This window comes from Flectobacillus major DSM 103 (assembly GCF_000427405.1).
In the GTDB taxonomy this organism is placed as follows: domain Bacteria; phylum Bacteroidota; class Bacteroidia; order Cytophagales; family Spirosomataceae; genus Flectobacillus; species Flectobacillus major.
On sequence record NZ_KE386491.1, the window covers coordinates 3,141,588 to 3,157,233 of the forward strand.

Here is a 15,646-nt window from a genome sequence, read left to right on the forward strand (position 1 = left end):
CAAATACGACTCCTTTACTCATAAATCAGAGAATGGGAGTCGTATTTTAAAGACACTTATGTAGCTAATTGAGTTACTCAATTGTAGCTATTGTTTTTTATAATTTAGCAACTGGTTTTTCTACTTCTTTGAAATCCACTTTGCCGTCTTGGTATTTAGAAGGACATTTCAATAAGATTTTTTCACATTTAAAAACCTGACCTTCCATATTACCAATAATTACAACTTGTTCTGAACGGTCCATATCCTGTGGCTTAGGAGCATCATATACAACTTTTTGTTCACGTCCATTGTTATCAATTAACATAAATTCAAAGTGGTTAGCATCCAAAGCAGCATTATAATTCATTCCAGTTACTTTGCCACTTGCATCCTTTTTCAGCTTACCAACCACATGTACTTTGTCGGCACTTCCTTCTTTTGCCATATTTTCGGCAACGCTAAAGTCTACGTAAGTACTTGCATCGGTACCTGTAGATACCAAAATTACTACTGCAATGGCAATAATAATGAGTCCGAAGATGTGTGTTTTTTTCATGGTTCTTGTTGCGTAATTTGTTGAAATATCTTCTCAAAAAAATAACCTACCTTATTTTTTCAGCTCTTTTTCAAGTTTTGAAATCTTTTTGTCGAGGGTAATCAAATAAATAACCACGCCTACAAAGATAGTAACTACCACAGCAACAACGGCATAAATTCGCCCATCGGCATAAAGCCTATCTGCCATTTCGGGTTCTCCTGCTGCATTATCCTGAGCAAAGGTTGTTACTGCCATTAACAATAGTGTGATTAGGGATAATATTTTTTTCATGATGCTTTATTATTGGGTAATATTTTTGCTAAAAGTGGGCTTGTTGATTTTCGCTCAACTCAGTATTATGTCAAAACGCACAAAAACAGCACTTTAGTTTTCATGTACAAGGCGTTCTACGTTTCTGATACGCAGCCGAAGGTTAGTTATCCAAAATCCTAGGCAAATCCAGCCAATAACCGCAGGATAAAAAACCATACGCATAGTACCTTGGGTATCCATAGGTTTAAAACCTGGATTTCCACCATTTCCTGGATGAAGCGAGTCGGTCATTCTAGGCAAAATAATCAGCAACGGAATTAACAAAGCGATAGCAAATATGTTATAAATCGCCGAAATTCTGGCTTTTTGTTGTTCATCTTCAAACGACCCTCTCAAAATAGCATAAGCAAAATAAATCAATAAGCCTATAGCCGCCCCATTGAGCTTTACGTCGTTGGTCCACCAAGTACCCCAAGTATACCGAGCCCAAATACTTCCTGTTGCACACCCTACTACCCCAAACAAAATACCCGTATAGGCATAACAAGAAGCCTTATCGTCGGTAGAAGCCAAAGGGTTTCGGAGGTATTTGATAGAATTCCAAACGGAGACGCTCAACATAATAAACATAGCAAACCACATTGGCACATGGAAATACAAGTTACGAGCTGTTTCATGAAGTACTGGCTGACGTGGAATCGTTCCCAGAAAGCCCCAAACCATTACATAAGACAGCATCAACACTGCCAAATACTTATACCAATTCTGTTTCATCTTATCATTCATTAACTCTGTGTTGAATAGCAGAGTTTTGCTCAAACTTAACTTTCTTCTTTAATTAATATTTTTAGTATGGAATAAGGGTATTTTATCGGATGTATTCATCAAAAACTCACAACTCATTCCATAATTACCATTAGCTTCTCCACAAAAACGGAAAAAGAATGATAGATAGTACCAATACAATAGCATCGATTGCCAATAAAATCATCACTTCGTCGAGGCTCTCGCCTCTATCGAGGCCATCAAGTGCATTTTTTGATATTTTTATCAACATCAAAAGCATCGGAATAATCACAGGGAAACTCAACACTGCCATCAATGTAGCACTATTTTCTGCTTTTGAGGCTATCCCTGCTATCATGGTAAGTGTGCTGGCAAAACCAATTGCCCCAAGTACCAATGCCACTAAATATAATCCTACATCGCCTACGGGGTTGCCCATTACCAAAGCATACACCCCAAATCCTACCAACGACAACACCAGCATGAGCATAGTATTGTACACAATTTTTGATACGATAATACCTACAGGATTGGCAAGCGTATAATAGTACAAAAGCCTTCCGTAACGTTCTTGTGTAAAACTTTTGGCAATGGCATTTACAGCCGTAAAAAGAATAATAATCCAAAACAGCGTATTCCACGTAATTTTATCGATATGATTGGTTTTTAGCCTAAAAGACAAATAACAAACATACACTGTGCTTACGATATAAAGTAACATTCCATTGATAGCATACTTCTGTCGAAGTTCGAGCCGTACTTCCTTATCAATCAATGCTTTAATCTCTTTAATAATCATTCTTTTTGGGCTATAAGCATTCGGCTACAGGCTTTGGGCTTTGATGCTACCAAAAGTGTTCGCTCAATCTATTTTTCTAAAATTTTCCGCAAAGTTACGACACAAATAAACTGTAAACTCAAAAACTAAATAATATTTTGCCATACACTACGGGCAAAACCAGTCAAAGTCTTTACCACAACAAATAGACGGTAAAATGCAAATCTTCAAAATGATAAAAATCATATTACACAAGAAAATTTGAGGTTTCATTGTCAAATATTTCTTTAAACAAGGAACTCTTTGTTTATTTGCACTTGTTTTGAATAAGTCTAAATAAAGTGCTTATACTTATCGTATTTATGATTTATTTTGCACAGTATTTTAAAAACAGCAAGTATATTTATGAGAACTGTAGCGGATTTAAAAATTGGGGAACGTGGTGTTATTGTGAGTTTTAGCGACGAAGTTCTATCGCTAAAATTACTAGAAATGGGCTGTTTGCCAGGAACGCAAGTTACCATGACCCATATTGCTCCCTTTGGCGACCCTATTGCCGTGAAGGTATCTGGTTATGTTTTGTCGATGAGAAAAGAAGAAGCTTCAACAATTGTTGTAGCGTAGTATATAGTAATGTTCTAGGGTTGTTGAACCTCATACAGCCCCGAACATTAAAAATTGGTAAAAGCCTTGAAGAAATCACCCAAAATAGCATTAATAGGAAACCCAAACGCTGGGAAATCCTCTTTATTTAATAGTCTCACGGGGCTCCGTCAGAAGACAGGCAATTTCCCGGGTGTTACTATGGATAAATTAATTGGTAAATGGAGTCTTGAACCAGGCACTGAAGCCGAAATTCTGGATTTACCCGGTATTTATAGTATCTATCCTAAGTCGGTCGACGAACAGGTTGTCATCAATATATTGGCCAATCCTCAGCATCCCGATTATCCTGATATGGCTATTGTGGTAGCCGATGCCTCCAATCTTAAACGAAACTTGCTTTTGTTTAGCCAAGTGCGAGATTTGGGTATTCCTACTGTTTTGGCTCTTAATATGATTGACGTAGCCGAAAACTCGGGTATTGTTATCAATTCTGTAAAACTTTCAAAAGAGTTGAATGTAGAAGTAGCCGAAATCAATGCCAAAAAAGGTATTGGGCTCAATGGCCTACGCCTATCGGTCAACAAAACCTTAGAAAGCCGCTATAATTCTAACGACTCGCTCCCTGTTGAATACGCTCCAGAACTTGTTGATGAAATCAAAGCACAATACGGCGATACCGACGATTATCATGCCTTGCTTTGGCTTTCTGAACACGATAATCTAAAACAATTCAATACCGAACAAAGGGTTGGATTTGACAAACTTCAGGAAAAATATGGCTGGAATTCACAAAAATTTCAGGCTCAAGAAACCGTTTCTCGGTATGCTGTTCTAAACGAAATTGTAGACGGATGCCTTCACCAAATGCCTGTTGAAAGTAAACCTGTAACCACTTGGACAGACAAACTTGATAAAATATTTTTACACCAATTTTGGGGATATTTTATCTTTTTGGGTATTCTGTTTTTGATGTTTCAAGCTGTTTTTACTTGGGCTTCGTATCCACAAGACCTTATCGACAATGGTGTGGCTTGGCTCAATCAGTACCTCAAAGATTCTCTTCCCGAAAGTCAGTTGGTCAATTTACTAACCGATGGCCTTATTGCGGGGATTGGTGGTGTAGTGGTGTTTGTACCTCAAATTGCCTTCTTATTCTTGTTTATCTCTTTGCTTGAAGAAACAGGCTATATGTCACGTGTAATGTTTATCATGGATAAACTTATGCGGCGTTTTGGCCTCAATGGCAAATCGGTAGTACCACTTATTTCGGGTGTGGCTTGTGCTGTGCCTGCTATTATGAGTACTCGAAGTATTGGCTCGTGGAAAGACCGTATCATTACTATTATGGTTACACCCCTGATGTCATGTTCGGCTCGTTTGCCTATTTATACAGTTTTAATTGCATTAGTTGTTCCTGAAAAAAGTACTCTTTTCGGAATATTCGGCTTACAAGGGGTTGCCTTATTTGCCTTATATCTCTTGGGCTTCTTTATGGCTATTTTATCGGCTTGGATTCTGAAAATTCTTCTTAAAACAGAAGAAAGAAGTTATTTTATCATGGAACTTCCTTCTTATAAAGGCCCAAGATTTCAACATATTATGATGACCCTACTAAACTCGACCAAGGCATTTGTGTTTGAAGCAGGTAAAATCATTGTTGCTATTTCTATTGTGCTTTGGGTATTGGCTAGCTATGGGCCAGGCAATGCTATGCAAGAAGCTGAAACCAAAGTAAAAACTGAAAACCCTACTTTATCGGGGATAGATTTGGAAAATAAAATAGCCTCACAAAAACTTGAAGACTCGTATGCTGGTCACTTTGGGAAGGTTATCGAGCCTGTTATCAAGCCATTGGGGTATGACTGGAAAATCGGTATTGCACTCATTACGTCATTTGCGGCCAGAGAGGTTTTTGTTGGAACGATGTCGACGATCTACAGCCTAGGAGGAGAAGTTGACGACGAAAATACAACCGTAATGAACAGAATGCGAGCCGAAATAAACCCCGACACAGGAAAACCTATGTACGACACCGCTCTAGGGTTTTCGTTGATGATTTTTTACGCATTTGCCATGCAATGTATGAGTACCTTAGCAACAACCTACCGAGAAACCAAATCGTGGAAATATCCAATGATTCAATTGGTTTATATGACAGGCTTGGCTTATATTTCGGCATTTATTGTTTATCAGATTTTAAAATAAATACCAATTTTGTAGCTATCAAACATGAGCCATTCCAAATTTGGTGAATGGTGATTTTGCAAAGGTAAATCTCTAAATGAATGATTATTTTTGAATATGATTTTCACCAGTAGAGGCACTATGCTTTGGGCTAGAGATGTGTCGTTTTAACATTTAAGATACCAAAGGCGTTCGAAATTAGTTTTTCGAACGCCTTTGGCATGAATAGCCCCTAAATTTTTCTTATTTGAGCAATTGATAAGCCTCCTCAATGTTTCACTTGACAACCTTATGAGTCTCAACAAACACAAATAGGAAATCTCTTTTAATATTACCTAAAATTTGGAATGACTCATATTTTGCTTGGGTTATTCTTTCGGTATCGTTAGTATATTTCAATTTTTGTTTCATAATCTACCTTGTTCAATACTTATTTTCCCTATTTTGCAGTTCAAACAATCCTATTGACCAATATGTTTTAACAAAAACCCAAACCGTATGCAAACTTACTATAACCCCGACGACCTCAAACAATTTGGTAAAATTGGTGAATTTGGAGGCAAAGAATTAGCAGACAAATTTTTTAGCTATTATGGCGAAGTTTTTAAAGATGGTGAACTAACCGCTCGTGAAAAATCGCTTATTGCTCTGGCCGTTGCACACACGGTACAATGCCCTTACTGTATTGATGCCTACGCTGCCGATAGTTATGAAAAAGGCGTTACCGAAGGCCAAATGATGGAGGCTATTCATGTGGCGACCGCTATTCGTGGGGGGGCTTCGTTGGTACATAGCGTACAAACCATCAATAAAGTAAAGGAAATAGCTATGTAATTGAGGATGTGTACCATATAACAAATACACGATACCCCATTGATTATCAAGCACCAAGCAATCAAATGCTTAGTGCTGTAGTCAGTTTTTTCGACAAACTATGAAATCGCTCAACGCACAACAACACCAACTTGCCGACTCAACCTACCAAATAGCCTTACTCGAAAATGAGCCTATTGTTTCTTTTAGTGAAAAACTCAAAACCTTTGGTTTGTATCCACTAAAACCCACAGGCTTACAAATTTTTCAGGTAAATATTGGTAAAATGTGCAATCAAACTTGTGTACATTGCCATGTAGACGCTGGCCCCGACCGTAAGGAAATCATGACACAAGAAACCATGCAGGTTTGTTTGGATATTCTTGCCAAAGCAGCTATCCCGGTTATAGACATCACGGGCGGTGCACCTGAAATGAACCCTCACTTTAGGTGGTTTGTAACTGAGCTAAAAAAGTTGGGAAAACACATTATTGTGCGTTGTAACTTAACGATTATTGTAGCCAACCCCAAATACCATGATTTACCACAGTTTTTTGCCGAAAATCAAATAGAAGTGGTATCGTCTTTGCCCTTTTATGAAGCTTCCAGAACTAATCGGCAACGAGGCAATGGAGTATTTGAAGACTCAATAAAAGCCCTTGGGATGCTCAATGCCGTAGGCTATGGACAAACCGACTCGTCACTAATACTCAATTTGGTATATAATCCTGCTGGGGCATTTTTGCCAACCTCACAAGAAGCCCTAGAAAGAGATTTTAAGCAGAGCCTTTACAAACAACACCAAATTGTTTTTAATCAATTGTTTGCCATTACCAATATGCCTATTAGTCGTTATTTAGACTATCTGCTGCGTTCAGGCAATTATGAAAACTACATAGAAAAGCTTGTCAATGCCTTCAATCCTGTAGCTGCTAGCCATGTTATGTGCCGCAATATGATTTCGGTAGGTTGGGACGGCTATGTATACGACTGTGACTTTAATCAGATGTTGGCTTTAAAAGTAGAAAAAAACCACCCTCAACATGTCCGTGAGTTTGATATTGAAACGCTTTTAACAAGAAATATCGTACTCGGACAACATTGCTTTGGCTGCACCGCTGGTGCAGGCAGTAGCTGCGGAGGAGAAGTTGTAGCTTAATTGTGCCTATATGAAAGCATTACTTATATTTATTAAAAACCCCATAGAAGGTAAAGTAAAAACCCGATTAGCTCAAAAAATAGGCAATACCAAAGCGTTATCGGTGTACCTTGAGCTACTAAATATCACGAGGGAGGCTGTATTGTCTCTTCCTTTTACTAAAATCCTATTCTATTCCGATTATATCGACCAACATGACGATTGGGATAATACTATTTTCGACAAACAATTACAACAGGGCAACAACCTTGGCCAACGCATGGCTCAGGCTTTTCAATATGCTTTTTCCTTGCCCCATATCCAGCAAGTAAGTATTATTGGTAGCGACTGCCCTGCTATTTCGCCTTGGCATATTACAAAAGCTTTTTATGCCCTTGATACCCACGACTTTGTCATTGGCCCAGCCAACGATGGAGGCTATTATCAGCTTGGAATGAAGCGGTTTTCAGCTACTATTTTTGAGAACAAAACGTGGAGTTCATCGGTATTAATCCAAGAAACCATCGACACCATTCGTGATTTACGAAAATCTTACTACCTACTACCCCCTCTCAACGACGTAGATACCTTTCAAGACTGTTCTGATACTTTTCTGCAATATTTATTACAAAAAAAAATTCTGACCAAACAAGATATTACCAACGCAAAAAGTCAATAATATCGCCAGCAATCATGGCCATCTGCCCTTTTGCTTCGGCTGCACTATCGCCTGCCCTACCATGCTGAAATACACCTAAAATAGCAGCATCGGCAGCGCTATACCCTTGAGCTAGCAAAGCTGTAATGATACCCGTCAAAACATCGCCACTGCCTCCTGTAGCCATACCAGGATTGCCAGTTGAGTTAAAATGAATTGCTCCGCTAGGCAATACCACCGCCGAGTACATTCCTTTTATAACTACTATTACTTGGTATTGCTGGGCAAATTGTTGTACCATGTTTAGTTTTTCATAATCGTTTTGCCAATGACCAACCAAACGCTGTAATTCTTTGGGGTGAGGCGTTAGGATAGTCTGAGGTTGTAGAAAAGCCAATAGCGATTGATTTTCGGCCAAAACATTCAAGGCATCGGCATCTAGTACTAAAGGTTTTGTATTTTCTAGTAAAAAATTCTTCAAAAAAGTAACCGTTTCAGAAGCTTTTCCCAAACCACAACCAACACCTATAGCCGAATATTTTTGTAAGTGGGGGTATTCTGTCACAACCGCTTCGTGCTTGTCGGTACTGCATATAGCTTCTGGTACACTTGCCTGCATAATATGATAGCCACAGGTAGGAATATGAACACTCAACAGCCCAACACCCGACCGCAAGCAAGCCTTTGAAGCCAAAACACTTGCACCAATACTTCCACGACTGCCCGCTATTACTAAAGCATGACCATAAGTACCTTTATGTGAAAATTTACTTCTCTGCTTTACCTGAGGCAACACGGTATAATAATATGGTGTTAGCACATCTTTGATATACGTTTTGCTTAGCCCAATATCCAAAACCTCCCAATGGCCAACGTATTGCTGATTTTCAGGCAATAAAAAAGCCATTTTGGGTAATTGAAAACTTATAGTTAAATCAGGACAAATAATCGTATTTTGGGTATTGATAGGCTGGTTAGCATACAATCCTGAGGCAATATCTACTGCCACTTTAGTATATGGCAACGTATTGATACCCTCAATAACCTTTGCCAATAAACCCTCCACAGGGCGATTTATACCAGAGCCTAATAAAGCATCTATAACAATACAATCGGCAGGCGTAGAAGTAGATACTTGCCAGTCTTCCTCTGTCTGAATATGTTGAATAGTTGTAACCTGAGCCAAACGCTCATAATTCCACCGAAAATCATCCGATTGTTTTTCGGTATAATCAACTACCCACACTTTTACCTGATACTGATAGCCGATCAATAAGCGAGCTATTGCTAGGCCATCGCCCCCATTATTGCCAAGCCCACAAAATATCATGAATGAATATTGACGGCCAAAATGTTTAAGAATATATTGAGTAAAAGCCACAGAAGCCCTCTCCATCAAGTCAATCGAAGCAATAGGCTCGTGCAATATCGTATACGTATCTAAATCTCGTATTTGTTGTACATCTAGGATTTTCATCATATTTATCAAGGCACTTTTAGGTTACCAAAAAGACATATTGCCACAAACCTCAAGCCTGTAGGCATTTAATCCTGTAAAAAAGCAAAAAAGCACGCATAAAAAATTGGTTTTACGTTTTTTTTTCCAGAACTTTGCACCCCCAAAGATTAGGTAATTACGTGATTGGGCAGTCAAACAGCAATAACTCATTGTTTTACAGACCTTTAAAATCACCGCTGGTTATTAATCAAGTCAATTTATTATAGGACTTTAACAGCAAAAATCATTCAAAATGAACGATTTAATTAAATTTGTAGAAGCTGAAAACGCTGCACGCCGTGCAGAATTGCCCGAGTTCTCAGCAGGTGATACATTGAATGTACACGTAAAAATCCGTGAAGGTAACAAAGAGCGTATCCAGGTTTTTCAAGGTACTGTAATCCAACGTCGTAACAGCGGTGCTGGTGAAACTTTCACAGTTCGTAAAATTTCTAACGGTATTGGTGTAGAAAGAATTTTCCCTTTATTGTCACCAAACATCGACAAAATCGAAGTATTGCGTAAAGGTAAAGTACGTCGTGCAAGATTATTCTATCTTCGTGGAAAACAAGGTAGAGCTGCAAAAGTTAAAGAAGCTAAGAAAAAATAGTCTCTTGACTAACAGCAATATACAGAGAAAGTCGCTCCATTGGAGTGACTTTTTTTGTGTTTGTCCTCAACAAAAAAAGAGGCAGAAAATCTACCTCTTTTTTGTCTAAAAATCCCCTTTCATAAATTTATCTTAAAATATATATCCATTTTTTTCAATCGCTGCCTCAGCAATTCGTCTTCTAGCATCTTTCAAATTGATTGGTTCAATCTTGGTAAAACGTTTTAAGCCCATAAGCATAACTCTTAGCTCGTCGCCTTCAGCAAATGAAGTAATAGCTACTTTTCCAGCACTATTAAGCTTGTCGATAGCCTCGTGTAAATACACCAAAGCAGCATCTTTTTGTAAACCACAAGCCTCTTCCCCTTTCATACCTATCAATTTTTCGACACGCAATAAAGCCGACTCCGCCACGTATGTTTCAATCAGCATATCGGCCAAGTTCATAATGATTTCTTGTTCTTGCTCAAACTTCATCATAAATTTTTGTAGAGCAGCTCCAGCAATCATCAGTGTAGCTTTTTTCATGTTTTTCAAAGCCTTTTTCTCAGCCACAAACAAACCTTCCTCCTCAGCAGCTCCAAAATCAGGAATCGACATAATTTCTTTGCCAACAGCCATAGCCGCAGGCATCAAATTAAGCTCTCCTTTCATAGCACGCTTCACAATTGTACCCACCGACAACAAACGATTGATTTCATTTGTACCTTCAAATATTCGATTGATTCTTGAATCACGATAAGCTCTGTCCATAGGAGCTTCGGCCGAAAAGCCCATACCTCCATAGACCTGAACCCCTTCATCTACCACAAAGTCTAGCACTTCCGAGCCGTGTACTTTGAGCATAGCACATTCAATAGCAAACTGCTCGACACCCTTTAGTTTGGCCTGTCCTGCATCTACCCCACTCGCCAAAAGAGCATCAATTGCATCGTCAATATTTTGTCCTGCCCGATAACAAGCCGATTCAGAAGCAAACGTTTTAACGATAGATTCAGCTATTTTGTGTTTGATAGCTCCAAAGCTTGAAATACTCGTTCCAAATTGTTTACGCTCGTTGGCATAATTAACAGTAGTCGAAATTACCCCTTTACACGCCCCCACTACAGCCGAAGCCAATTTGATTCGGCCAATATTCAAAATATTTACGGCTATTTTAAAACCACCTTCACGGGTATAAAGCATATTTCCGACAGGCACTTTACAATCATTGAAGAAAATCTGACGAGTCGATGAGCCTTTAATACCCATTTTACGCTCTTCTTCGTTCATGGTAATACCCCCAAACGACTTCTCAACAATAAAGGCTGTCAATGATTTATCATTATCTATTTTTGCAAAAACGATAAATAAATCGGCAAAACCGCCATTAGTTATCCACATTTTTTGCCCATTAATGATATAATGCTGTCCATCTTCCGACAATACGGCCTTTGTTTTTCCAGAATTGGCATCCGAGCCAGAATCAGGTTCGGTAAGGCAATAGGCTGCTTTCCATTCGCCTGTGGCTAATTTTGGTAAATATTTAGCTTTCTGCTCGTCGTTTCCATAATACAAAATCGGCAACGTACCAATACCAGTATGTGCCGACAACGCCACCGAAAATGAATGTCCACCACCACAAGCCTCTGCTACAAGCATAGATGTATTAAAATTCATCCCAAAACCACCGTATTCTTCAGGAATAGCCGTACCCAATAAGCCAAGTTCTCCTGCCTTGTCCATGAGCTCTACCATCAAGGTAGTATCTTTGGCATAATCTACTTCATCTAAACGAGGATGCACTTCGGTACGCAAAAAATCAATACAAGTTTGAGCAATCATTTGTTGCTCTTCCGTAAATTCTTCAGGAATAAAAATTTGCGAGGCATCAATATCTTTGATTAAAAACTCTCCGCCTTTGATGGATGATTTGCTGTCTGTAAGTACCATATTTTTAATTTGTTAGAATTTCAACTGCTCTTTTAACATAGCTATACATTGTATGCAAGCATACTAATTACTTGTAAAGATAATAAATAAAAAAAATGTTATGCAAGCATAACATTTAAAATATTTTCAAGAAATTATTAAAAAGCAAATTATAGTAGCTCGTCTATATTTTCGGCTTTATAATTAACGGTTTCATTATCGACAATTTCGCTAATTTGTTGCATTACTTCAAAAAAAGTATTCAGTTTATCTTCTCCAATTTTTTCATAAATAAGGTTATTAAAAACAAGGACACCACCTTTGGCTTTATCTCGTTTACGTTTACCTTCTTCGGTCAGGTACACTTTTACCACACGGCGGTCGTCTTCGTCGGTTTCTCGGCGAATCCACTTTTTATCTTCTAGCGATTTAAGCATACGGGTAAGGCTACGGGGTTCTAGGCCAAGTGCTGGTGCTATTTTCGTAGCAGGTGTTCCATTCTTATCTATATTCAATAACACATAACCAATGGACATTGTCATATCAAACTGAGCCGCATAAGAATTGTACATTCTACTAATGGCATGCCATCCTGATTTTATGTGATAATCTACGGTTTTGTCTGCTTTCATAATAGTATGGGAGATTTTCAATATTGGAATAATATGTTGCTTGTATGGATATAATTCATGGAAAAATAGTAGGAAGAACAACAATAGCTTTTTTAGTATGCCAAGCATAATAGCGTAAATTTGTTGTATAATATTTTATTATGCAAGCATAACATTATATTTATTTACAAAAAAAGGATAGCCTCTTGAAGTATCCTTTTTTTGTAAAATTTTATTCTAAAAAACTACAATTTTAAAACATTTTATCCGACTTCTTTACGATTATGCGATACTTTTTCTCTTCTTTCTCTCCTCTAATTTTCACCAAATATTCGCCTGAAGCTAAGGTATAACTAGGCAATACTATCAATTCTGTTGCACTTTTTTTCACAACTTCACAAGGTACTCCCATACCCGAAACTGTACTAAGCAATACCTCTGAGTCCTGTAAACCATCAAGTTTGATACGAATCATTTCGCTGTCATCAGAAAGGTGCAAAGATACTCCGTATAAATCACCTTTAGAGGTTTCGACTGTTGCGGCTATTGGCGAAAATACCTGCAAAGCTTTGTCGGGGCTTACGGCCAATATTCTGTAATAATTGACATAACCCTCTGACGGTGTTTCGTCGACAAATGTTTGTAAATCTTTGCCTTTATTAGCTTTTACCTCGGCCAAATCTATAAAATGTTCGAGGTCGGTGCTATGTTGAATAATAAACTTTTTAATAGTTTGTTTTTCTTCGACAGTCCAAGTAAGTATTACGTGTTTGTCAACAACATCAGCATTTAGGTCAATGTTTTCGTTGGGAAGGGCCTGTACCCAACCTTTCAATGTTGATTTGGGTGCATTGTTTTTGTCTTTTTCCTCATTTTGGAATAACTCATGCAGAGCTTGGGAGCTAACAAAGGTTTGTCGTGTTTTGTATGGCAAGGGTGCTACGAAAGATACATTCAAAAAAGCATAAAAAGCCACACTAACTTTTAGTAATTGTTTCTTATTCATCATATTAATGTTTATATACAGCGGATATAAATAGGTATATTACAAAATTCACGCCATATAGATAATTAGCTAAAAAATGTAGGCAACTTTTACATTATCGTATATTTTATTTGTTAAGTGTATTTTTACCCTATTAAGTGCAACTCTAACCCCATAAAATGAAGTTGTGTGAGCAACTTACCTCAGAGCGACGCTTCAATCTGTTTCCTCAGTTCAACATACTTCTCTTGTCGGCCATTGGTTTTCAGGTAAAAAGTCATTAAAAAAGCACAATACTTTTTGTCGTTATTTATCCAAGGAAAACTCCCGAATAGTCCAGGACTACCGATTGCTCCATCTGTCATAATCCACTCGCCAAAGCCGTATCCCAATCCTCCTGCTTCAGCAGGCGAATAAGCCACTTTTACTTCGGTAGTGATTCTATTTACTTGCATTTCGGCAATACTTTTTTCTGAAAGAATCTGCTTTTCTCGAAACCTTCCTTTATTGAGAATCATCGTCAAAAAATTCATATAATCATTGGGCGTACTACTTGCACCGCCAGCAGGTAAGGCTACTTTTGTTTTACCAAAGTCGGTATTTTTCATGTCAAGTGGCCATGCAATACGTTCGGCAAATAATGTTTCAAATGATTTTCCACTTATTTTTTCTACTACAGCACCAGCAATCTGCAAACCTGTATTGCTATATCGAAATACTTTTCCAGCTTGACCCTCCACTGGATATTGGGCAATTTGTTCGATAGCTTCATCCATACTATTAACGGTTCTCATTTCTTTCAAATTTTCTCTTAAATCTGGCGATAAAATACCTGTAGTATGCGATAGGCACTGTTTTATCGTAATTGCTCCTTTACCATTTTTTGAAAGCACAGGCAAAAACCGCCCAACAGTATCAGTAAGTTTCAGTTTGCTTTCATCCACAAACGTCATTATCAGTGCGGCACTCAGCCATTTGCTACAACTGGCAATAGGCTGTTTTGAATTAGGTGTATAATCACTAAAATCTGCTATTTTGCCTTGACGGGAAGCGATCAGTTTTCCAAGTATTTTCTGCCTATTATTCATCCGATTAACGGCTTGGCTATACACTATTTTTCCGTCTTGATACACCATCAAAATGGCTCGTCCGCCCATATCATCGACATGATTATCAAGCCATTGGCTTACTTGAGAAAATTGCTCCTGAGCAAAAACATTTCCTACCAAACCACCTATAAAGAATAGTAGCAATAAAAAATTCCTTTTCATATTTTGGGGGAATTACTACAAAGTTATGATATACCCTGTTTACTTAACACCAAGTAGGCTCATCATAAAACATGGGACATCCAAAATTTAGTGAATGAGTAATTTTTTTTGAATTGCTTTGCGGCTAAAGATGTGTCATTTAACATGCAAAAGGCGTTCAAAAAACTAATTTCGAACGCCTTTTGTATGAATAACCCCTAATTTTCTCTGATTTAAGCAATTGATAATCCTCTTCAATGTTCACTTGACGACCTTATGAATCACAACAAACACCAATAGGAGTTCTCTTTTAATATTACCTAACATTCGGGATGACTTATGTTGAATTATCTAACTCTTACTCCTTTCATTTTTCGTTCTTTGATCCTGAGGTTGTTCAATACACTTTTCGATAACATGAGCCTTACTCTAGGATTAGAATACACAACGAGGTATTTGTTACCCTCATAGTCTAGTCTTGAAAACGTTGGGCTACCATTGGCATCAACAATTTGGTAGAAATATTCGCCTCGCTCGCCCGGTACAGCCCCAAAGCGAAGCCAGTTTTCGCCATCGGTTTGCTCGAAGGTTATCAATAGATAGCCCCCCTCTTCTCGTTGAACGAGACCAGGTGTATTTTTTTCGAGCGATATTCTATTGATATAACGTCCATTTTTAACAATCACCTTTCCCGATTTGATTTTGGCATCGGAAGAAGGTACGTCTCGTTCGAGTACCAATGGATTATCGTTATAGAATTGTATACGTGTAAGGTCTAGTTCATTTTCCTGAAATGTGTGCATCATTGAACCAGTTAAATACACATTTTTTTGGCAACTAGCCAAACTCAAAATTGCTAGGAAGAGAAAAAGTTTTTTCATTGTTTTTTTAGATAACGTTGAGCTATTGTAAAATAATTAAAACAACTCGCATTCAACAAGAACGCTTTGGCATAAAATAAAAAAGAGCAAGAAAGCGTGGTATTTTGATTTTACAACTATCTATTTTTACGATAAAATGTTTTT

General features: G+C 37.9%; 16 protein-coding genes. 6 read left to right on the top strand and 10 right to left on the bottom strand.

Annotated elements, in window-relative coordinates; translation table 11 throughout:
* Positions 1-97: 97 nt before the first annotated feature.
* The 4 genes from FLEMA_RS0126055 to FLEMA_RS0126080 all read right to left on the bottom strand — a co-directional run bounded on the left by FLEMA_RS0126055 (position 98) and on the right by FLEMA_RS0126080 (position 2,378).
* Entirely contained in the window at positions 98-538 is a 441-nt protein-coding gene (locus FLEMA_RS0126055) for a cytochrome c maturation protein CcmE domain-containing protein (RefSeq protein WP_026997821.1), read from the bottom strand.
* A 51-nt stretch (positions 539-589) separates the two neighbouring features.
* Positions 590-811 (bottom strand): CcmD family protein, encoded by a 222-nt coding sequence (locus tag FLEMA_RS0126060; RefSeq protein ID WP_026996171.1) that lies wholly within the window; start codon positions 809-811, stop codon positions 590-592.
* 93 nt (positions 812-904) lie between these two features.
* Positions 905-1,567 carry a cytochrome c biogenesis protein CcsA gene (ccsA, locus tag FLEMA_RS0126070; RefSeq protein WP_026996172.1) on the bottom strand — a complete coding sequence of 221 codons (663 nt, stop codon included), beginning with the start codon at positions 1,565-1,567 and terminating at the stop codon, positions 905-907.
* 142 nt (positions 1,568-1,709) lie between these two features.
* Positions 1,710-2,378: a heme exporter protein CcmB gene (locus tag FLEMA_RS0126080; RefSeq protein WP_044171970.1), complete on the bottom strand. Its 669-nt coding sequence runs from the start codon at positions 2,376-2,378 to the stop codon at positions 1,710-1,712.
* 378 nt (positions 2,379-2,756) lie between these two features.
* Here FLEMA_RS0126080 and FLEMA_RS70080 point away from each other — a divergent pair, with 378 nt between their 5' ends.
* The 5 genes from FLEMA_RS70080 (at position 2,757) to FLEMA_RS70100 (ending at position 7,777) form a co-directional block, all read left to right on the top strand.
* A complete protein-coding gene (locus FLEMA_RS70080) occupies positions 2,757-2,981 on the top strand; it encodes a FeoA family protein (RefSeq protein ID WP_144080200.1) in 225 nt (74 codons plus the stop codon).
* Between the two features lie 66 nt (positions 2,982-3,047).
* A complete protein-coding gene (gene feoB, locus FLEMA_RS70085; protein WP_044174788.1) occupies positions 3,048-5,168 on the top strand; it encodes a ferrous iron transport protein B in 2,121 nt (706 codons plus the stop codon).
* Positions 5,169-5,645: 477 nt separating this feature from the next.
* The gene (locus FLEMA_RS70090; protein ID WP_044171972.1) at positions 5,646-5,981 is read left to right on the top strand and encodes an arsenosugar biosynthesis-associated peroxidase-like protein; all 336 of its coding nucleotides are present in this window, start codon (positions 5,646-5,648) and stop codon (positions 5,979-5,981) included.
* Between the two features lie 100 nt (positions 5,982-6,081).
* The gene (arsS, locus tag FLEMA_RS70095; protein ID WP_044171973.1) at positions 6,082-7,119 is read left to right on the top strand and encodes an arsenosugar biosynthesis radical SAM (seleno)protein ArsS; all 1,038 of its coding nucleotides are present in this window, start codon (positions 6,082-6,084) and stop codon (positions 7,117-7,119) included.
* A gap of 10 nt (positions 7,120-7,129) precedes the next feature.
* Positions 7,130-7,777 (top strand): TIGR04282 family arsenosugar biosynthesis glycosyltransferase, encoded by a 648-nt coding sequence (locus FLEMA_RS70100; RefSeq protein ID WP_044171974.1) that lies wholly within the window; start codon positions 7,130-7,132, stop codon positions 7,775-7,777.
* On the opposite strand, the gene FLEMA_RS0126235 is transcribed toward FLEMA_RS70100, so the two are convergent.
* A complete protein-coding gene (locus FLEMA_RS0126235; RefSeq protein ID WP_310587221.1) occupies positions 7,755-9,236 on the bottom strand; it encodes an NAD(P)H-hydrate dehydratase in 1,482 nt (493 codons plus the stop codon). The genes FLEMA_RS70100 and FLEMA_RS0126235 overlap by 23 nt on opposite strands.
* A 271-nt stretch (positions 9,237-9,507) precedes the next feature.
* Between FLEMA_RS0126235 and rplS the strand changes: the two genes are divergently transcribed.
* Positions 9,508-9,864: a 50S ribosomal protein L19 gene (rplS, locus tag FLEMA_RS70105; protein ID WP_044171976.1), complete on the top strand. Its 357-nt coding sequence runs from the start codon at positions 9,508-9,510 to the stop codon at positions 9,862-9,864.
* Between the two features lie 132 nt (positions 9,865-9,996).
* On the opposite strand, the gene FLEMA_RS0126265 is transcribed toward rplS, so the two are convergent.
* The 5 genes from FLEMA_RS0126265 to FLEMA_RS70110 all read right to left on the bottom strand — a co-directional run bounded on the left by FLEMA_RS0126265 (position 9,997) and on the right by FLEMA_RS70110 (position 15,502).
* On the bottom strand, positions 9,997-11,796 hold the full coding sequence (locus tag FLEMA_RS0126265) for an acyl-CoA dehydrogenase FadE (RefSeq protein ID WP_026996177.1): 1,800 nt from the start codon (positions 11,794-11,796) through the stop codon (positions 9,997-9,999).
* 149 nt (positions 11,797-11,945) lie between these two features.
* A complete protein-coding gene (locus FLEMA_RS0126270; RefSeq protein ID WP_026997823.1) occupies positions 11,946-12,407 on the bottom strand; it encodes a MarR family winged helix-turn-helix transcriptional regulator in 462 nt (153 codons plus the stop codon).
* A gap of 232 nt (positions 12,408-12,639) precedes the next feature.
* Positions 12,640-13,395, bottom strand: coding sequence for a hypothetical protein (locus FLEMA_RS0126280; RefSeq protein ID WP_026996178.1), 756 nt, complete (start codon positions 13,393-13,395; stop codon positions 12,640-12,642).
* A 179-nt stretch (positions 13,396-13,574) separates the two neighbouring features.
* Positions 13,575-14,642: a serine hydrolase domain-containing protein gene (locus FLEMA_RS0126285; RefSeq protein ID WP_026996179.1), complete on the bottom strand. Its 1,068-nt coding sequence runs from the start codon at positions 14,640-14,642 to the stop codon at positions 13,575-13,577.
* A gap of 326 nt (positions 14,643-14,968) precedes the next feature.
* On the bottom strand, positions 14,969-15,502 hold the full coding sequence (locus FLEMA_RS70110) for a hypothetical protein (RefSeq protein ID WP_044171980.1): 534 nt from the start codon (positions 15,500-15,502) through the stop codon (positions 14,969-14,971).
* Positions 15,503-15,646: the final 144 nt, after the last annotated feature.

Bases quoted from the DNA above. Each gene is read 5' to 3' on its own strand.
- FLEMA_RS0126055 (WP_026997821.1), bottom strand. From the start codon at position 538: ATGAAAAAAACACACATCTTCGGACTCATTATTATTGCCATTGCAGTA.
- arsS (WP_044171973.1), top strand. From the start codon at position 6,082: ATGAAATCGCTCAACGCACAACAACACCAACTTGCCGACTCAACCTAC.
- FLEMA_RS70090 (WP_044171972.1), top strand. From the start codon at position 5,646: ATGCAAACTTACTATAACCCCGACGACCTCAAACAATTTGGTAAAATT.
- FLEMA_RS0126280 (WP_026996178.1), bottom strand. From the start codon at position 13,395: ATGATGAATAAGAAACAATTACTAAAAGTTAGTGTGGCTTTTTATGCT.
- FLEMA_RS70100 (WP_044171974.1), top strand. From the start codon at position 7,130: ATGAAAGCATTACTTATATTTATTAAAAACCCCATAGAAGGTAAAGTA.
- rplS (WP_044171976.1), top strand. From the start codon at position 9,508: ATGAACGATTTAATTAAATTTGTAGAAGCTGAAAACGCTGCACGCCGT.
- ccsA (WP_026996172.1), bottom strand. From the start codon at position 1,567: ATGAAACAGAATTGGTATAAGTATTTGGCAGTGTTGATGCTGTCTTAT.
- FLEMA_RS0126080 (WP_044171970.1), bottom strand. From the start codon at position 2,378: ATGATTATTAAAGAGATTAAAGCATTGATTGATAAGGAAGTACGGCTC.
- FLEMA_RS70110 (WP_044171980.1), bottom strand. From the start codon at position 15,502: ATGAAAAAACTTTTTCTCTTCCTAGCAATTTTGAGTTTGGCTAGTTGC.
- FLEMA_RS0126265 (WP_026996177.1), bottom strand. From the start codon at position 11,796: ATGGTACTTACAGACAGCAAATCATCCATCAAAGGCGGAGAGTTTTTA.
- FLEMA_RS0126270 (WP_026997823.1), bottom strand. From the start codon at position 12,407: ATGAAAGCAGACAAAACCGTAGATTATCACATAAAATCAGGATGGCAT.
- FLEMA_RS0126235 (WP_310587221.1), bottom strand. From the start codon at position 9,236: ATGATGAAAATCCTAGATGTACAACAAATACGAGATTTAGATACGTAT.
- FLEMA_RS0126285 (WP_026996179.1), bottom strand. From the start codon at position 14,642: ATGAAAAGGAATTTTTTATTGCTACTATTCTTTATAGGTGGTTTGGTA.
- FLEMA_RS0126060 (WP_026996171.1), bottom strand. From the start codon at position 811: ATGAAAAAAATATTATCCCTAATCACACTATTGTTAATGGCAGTAACA.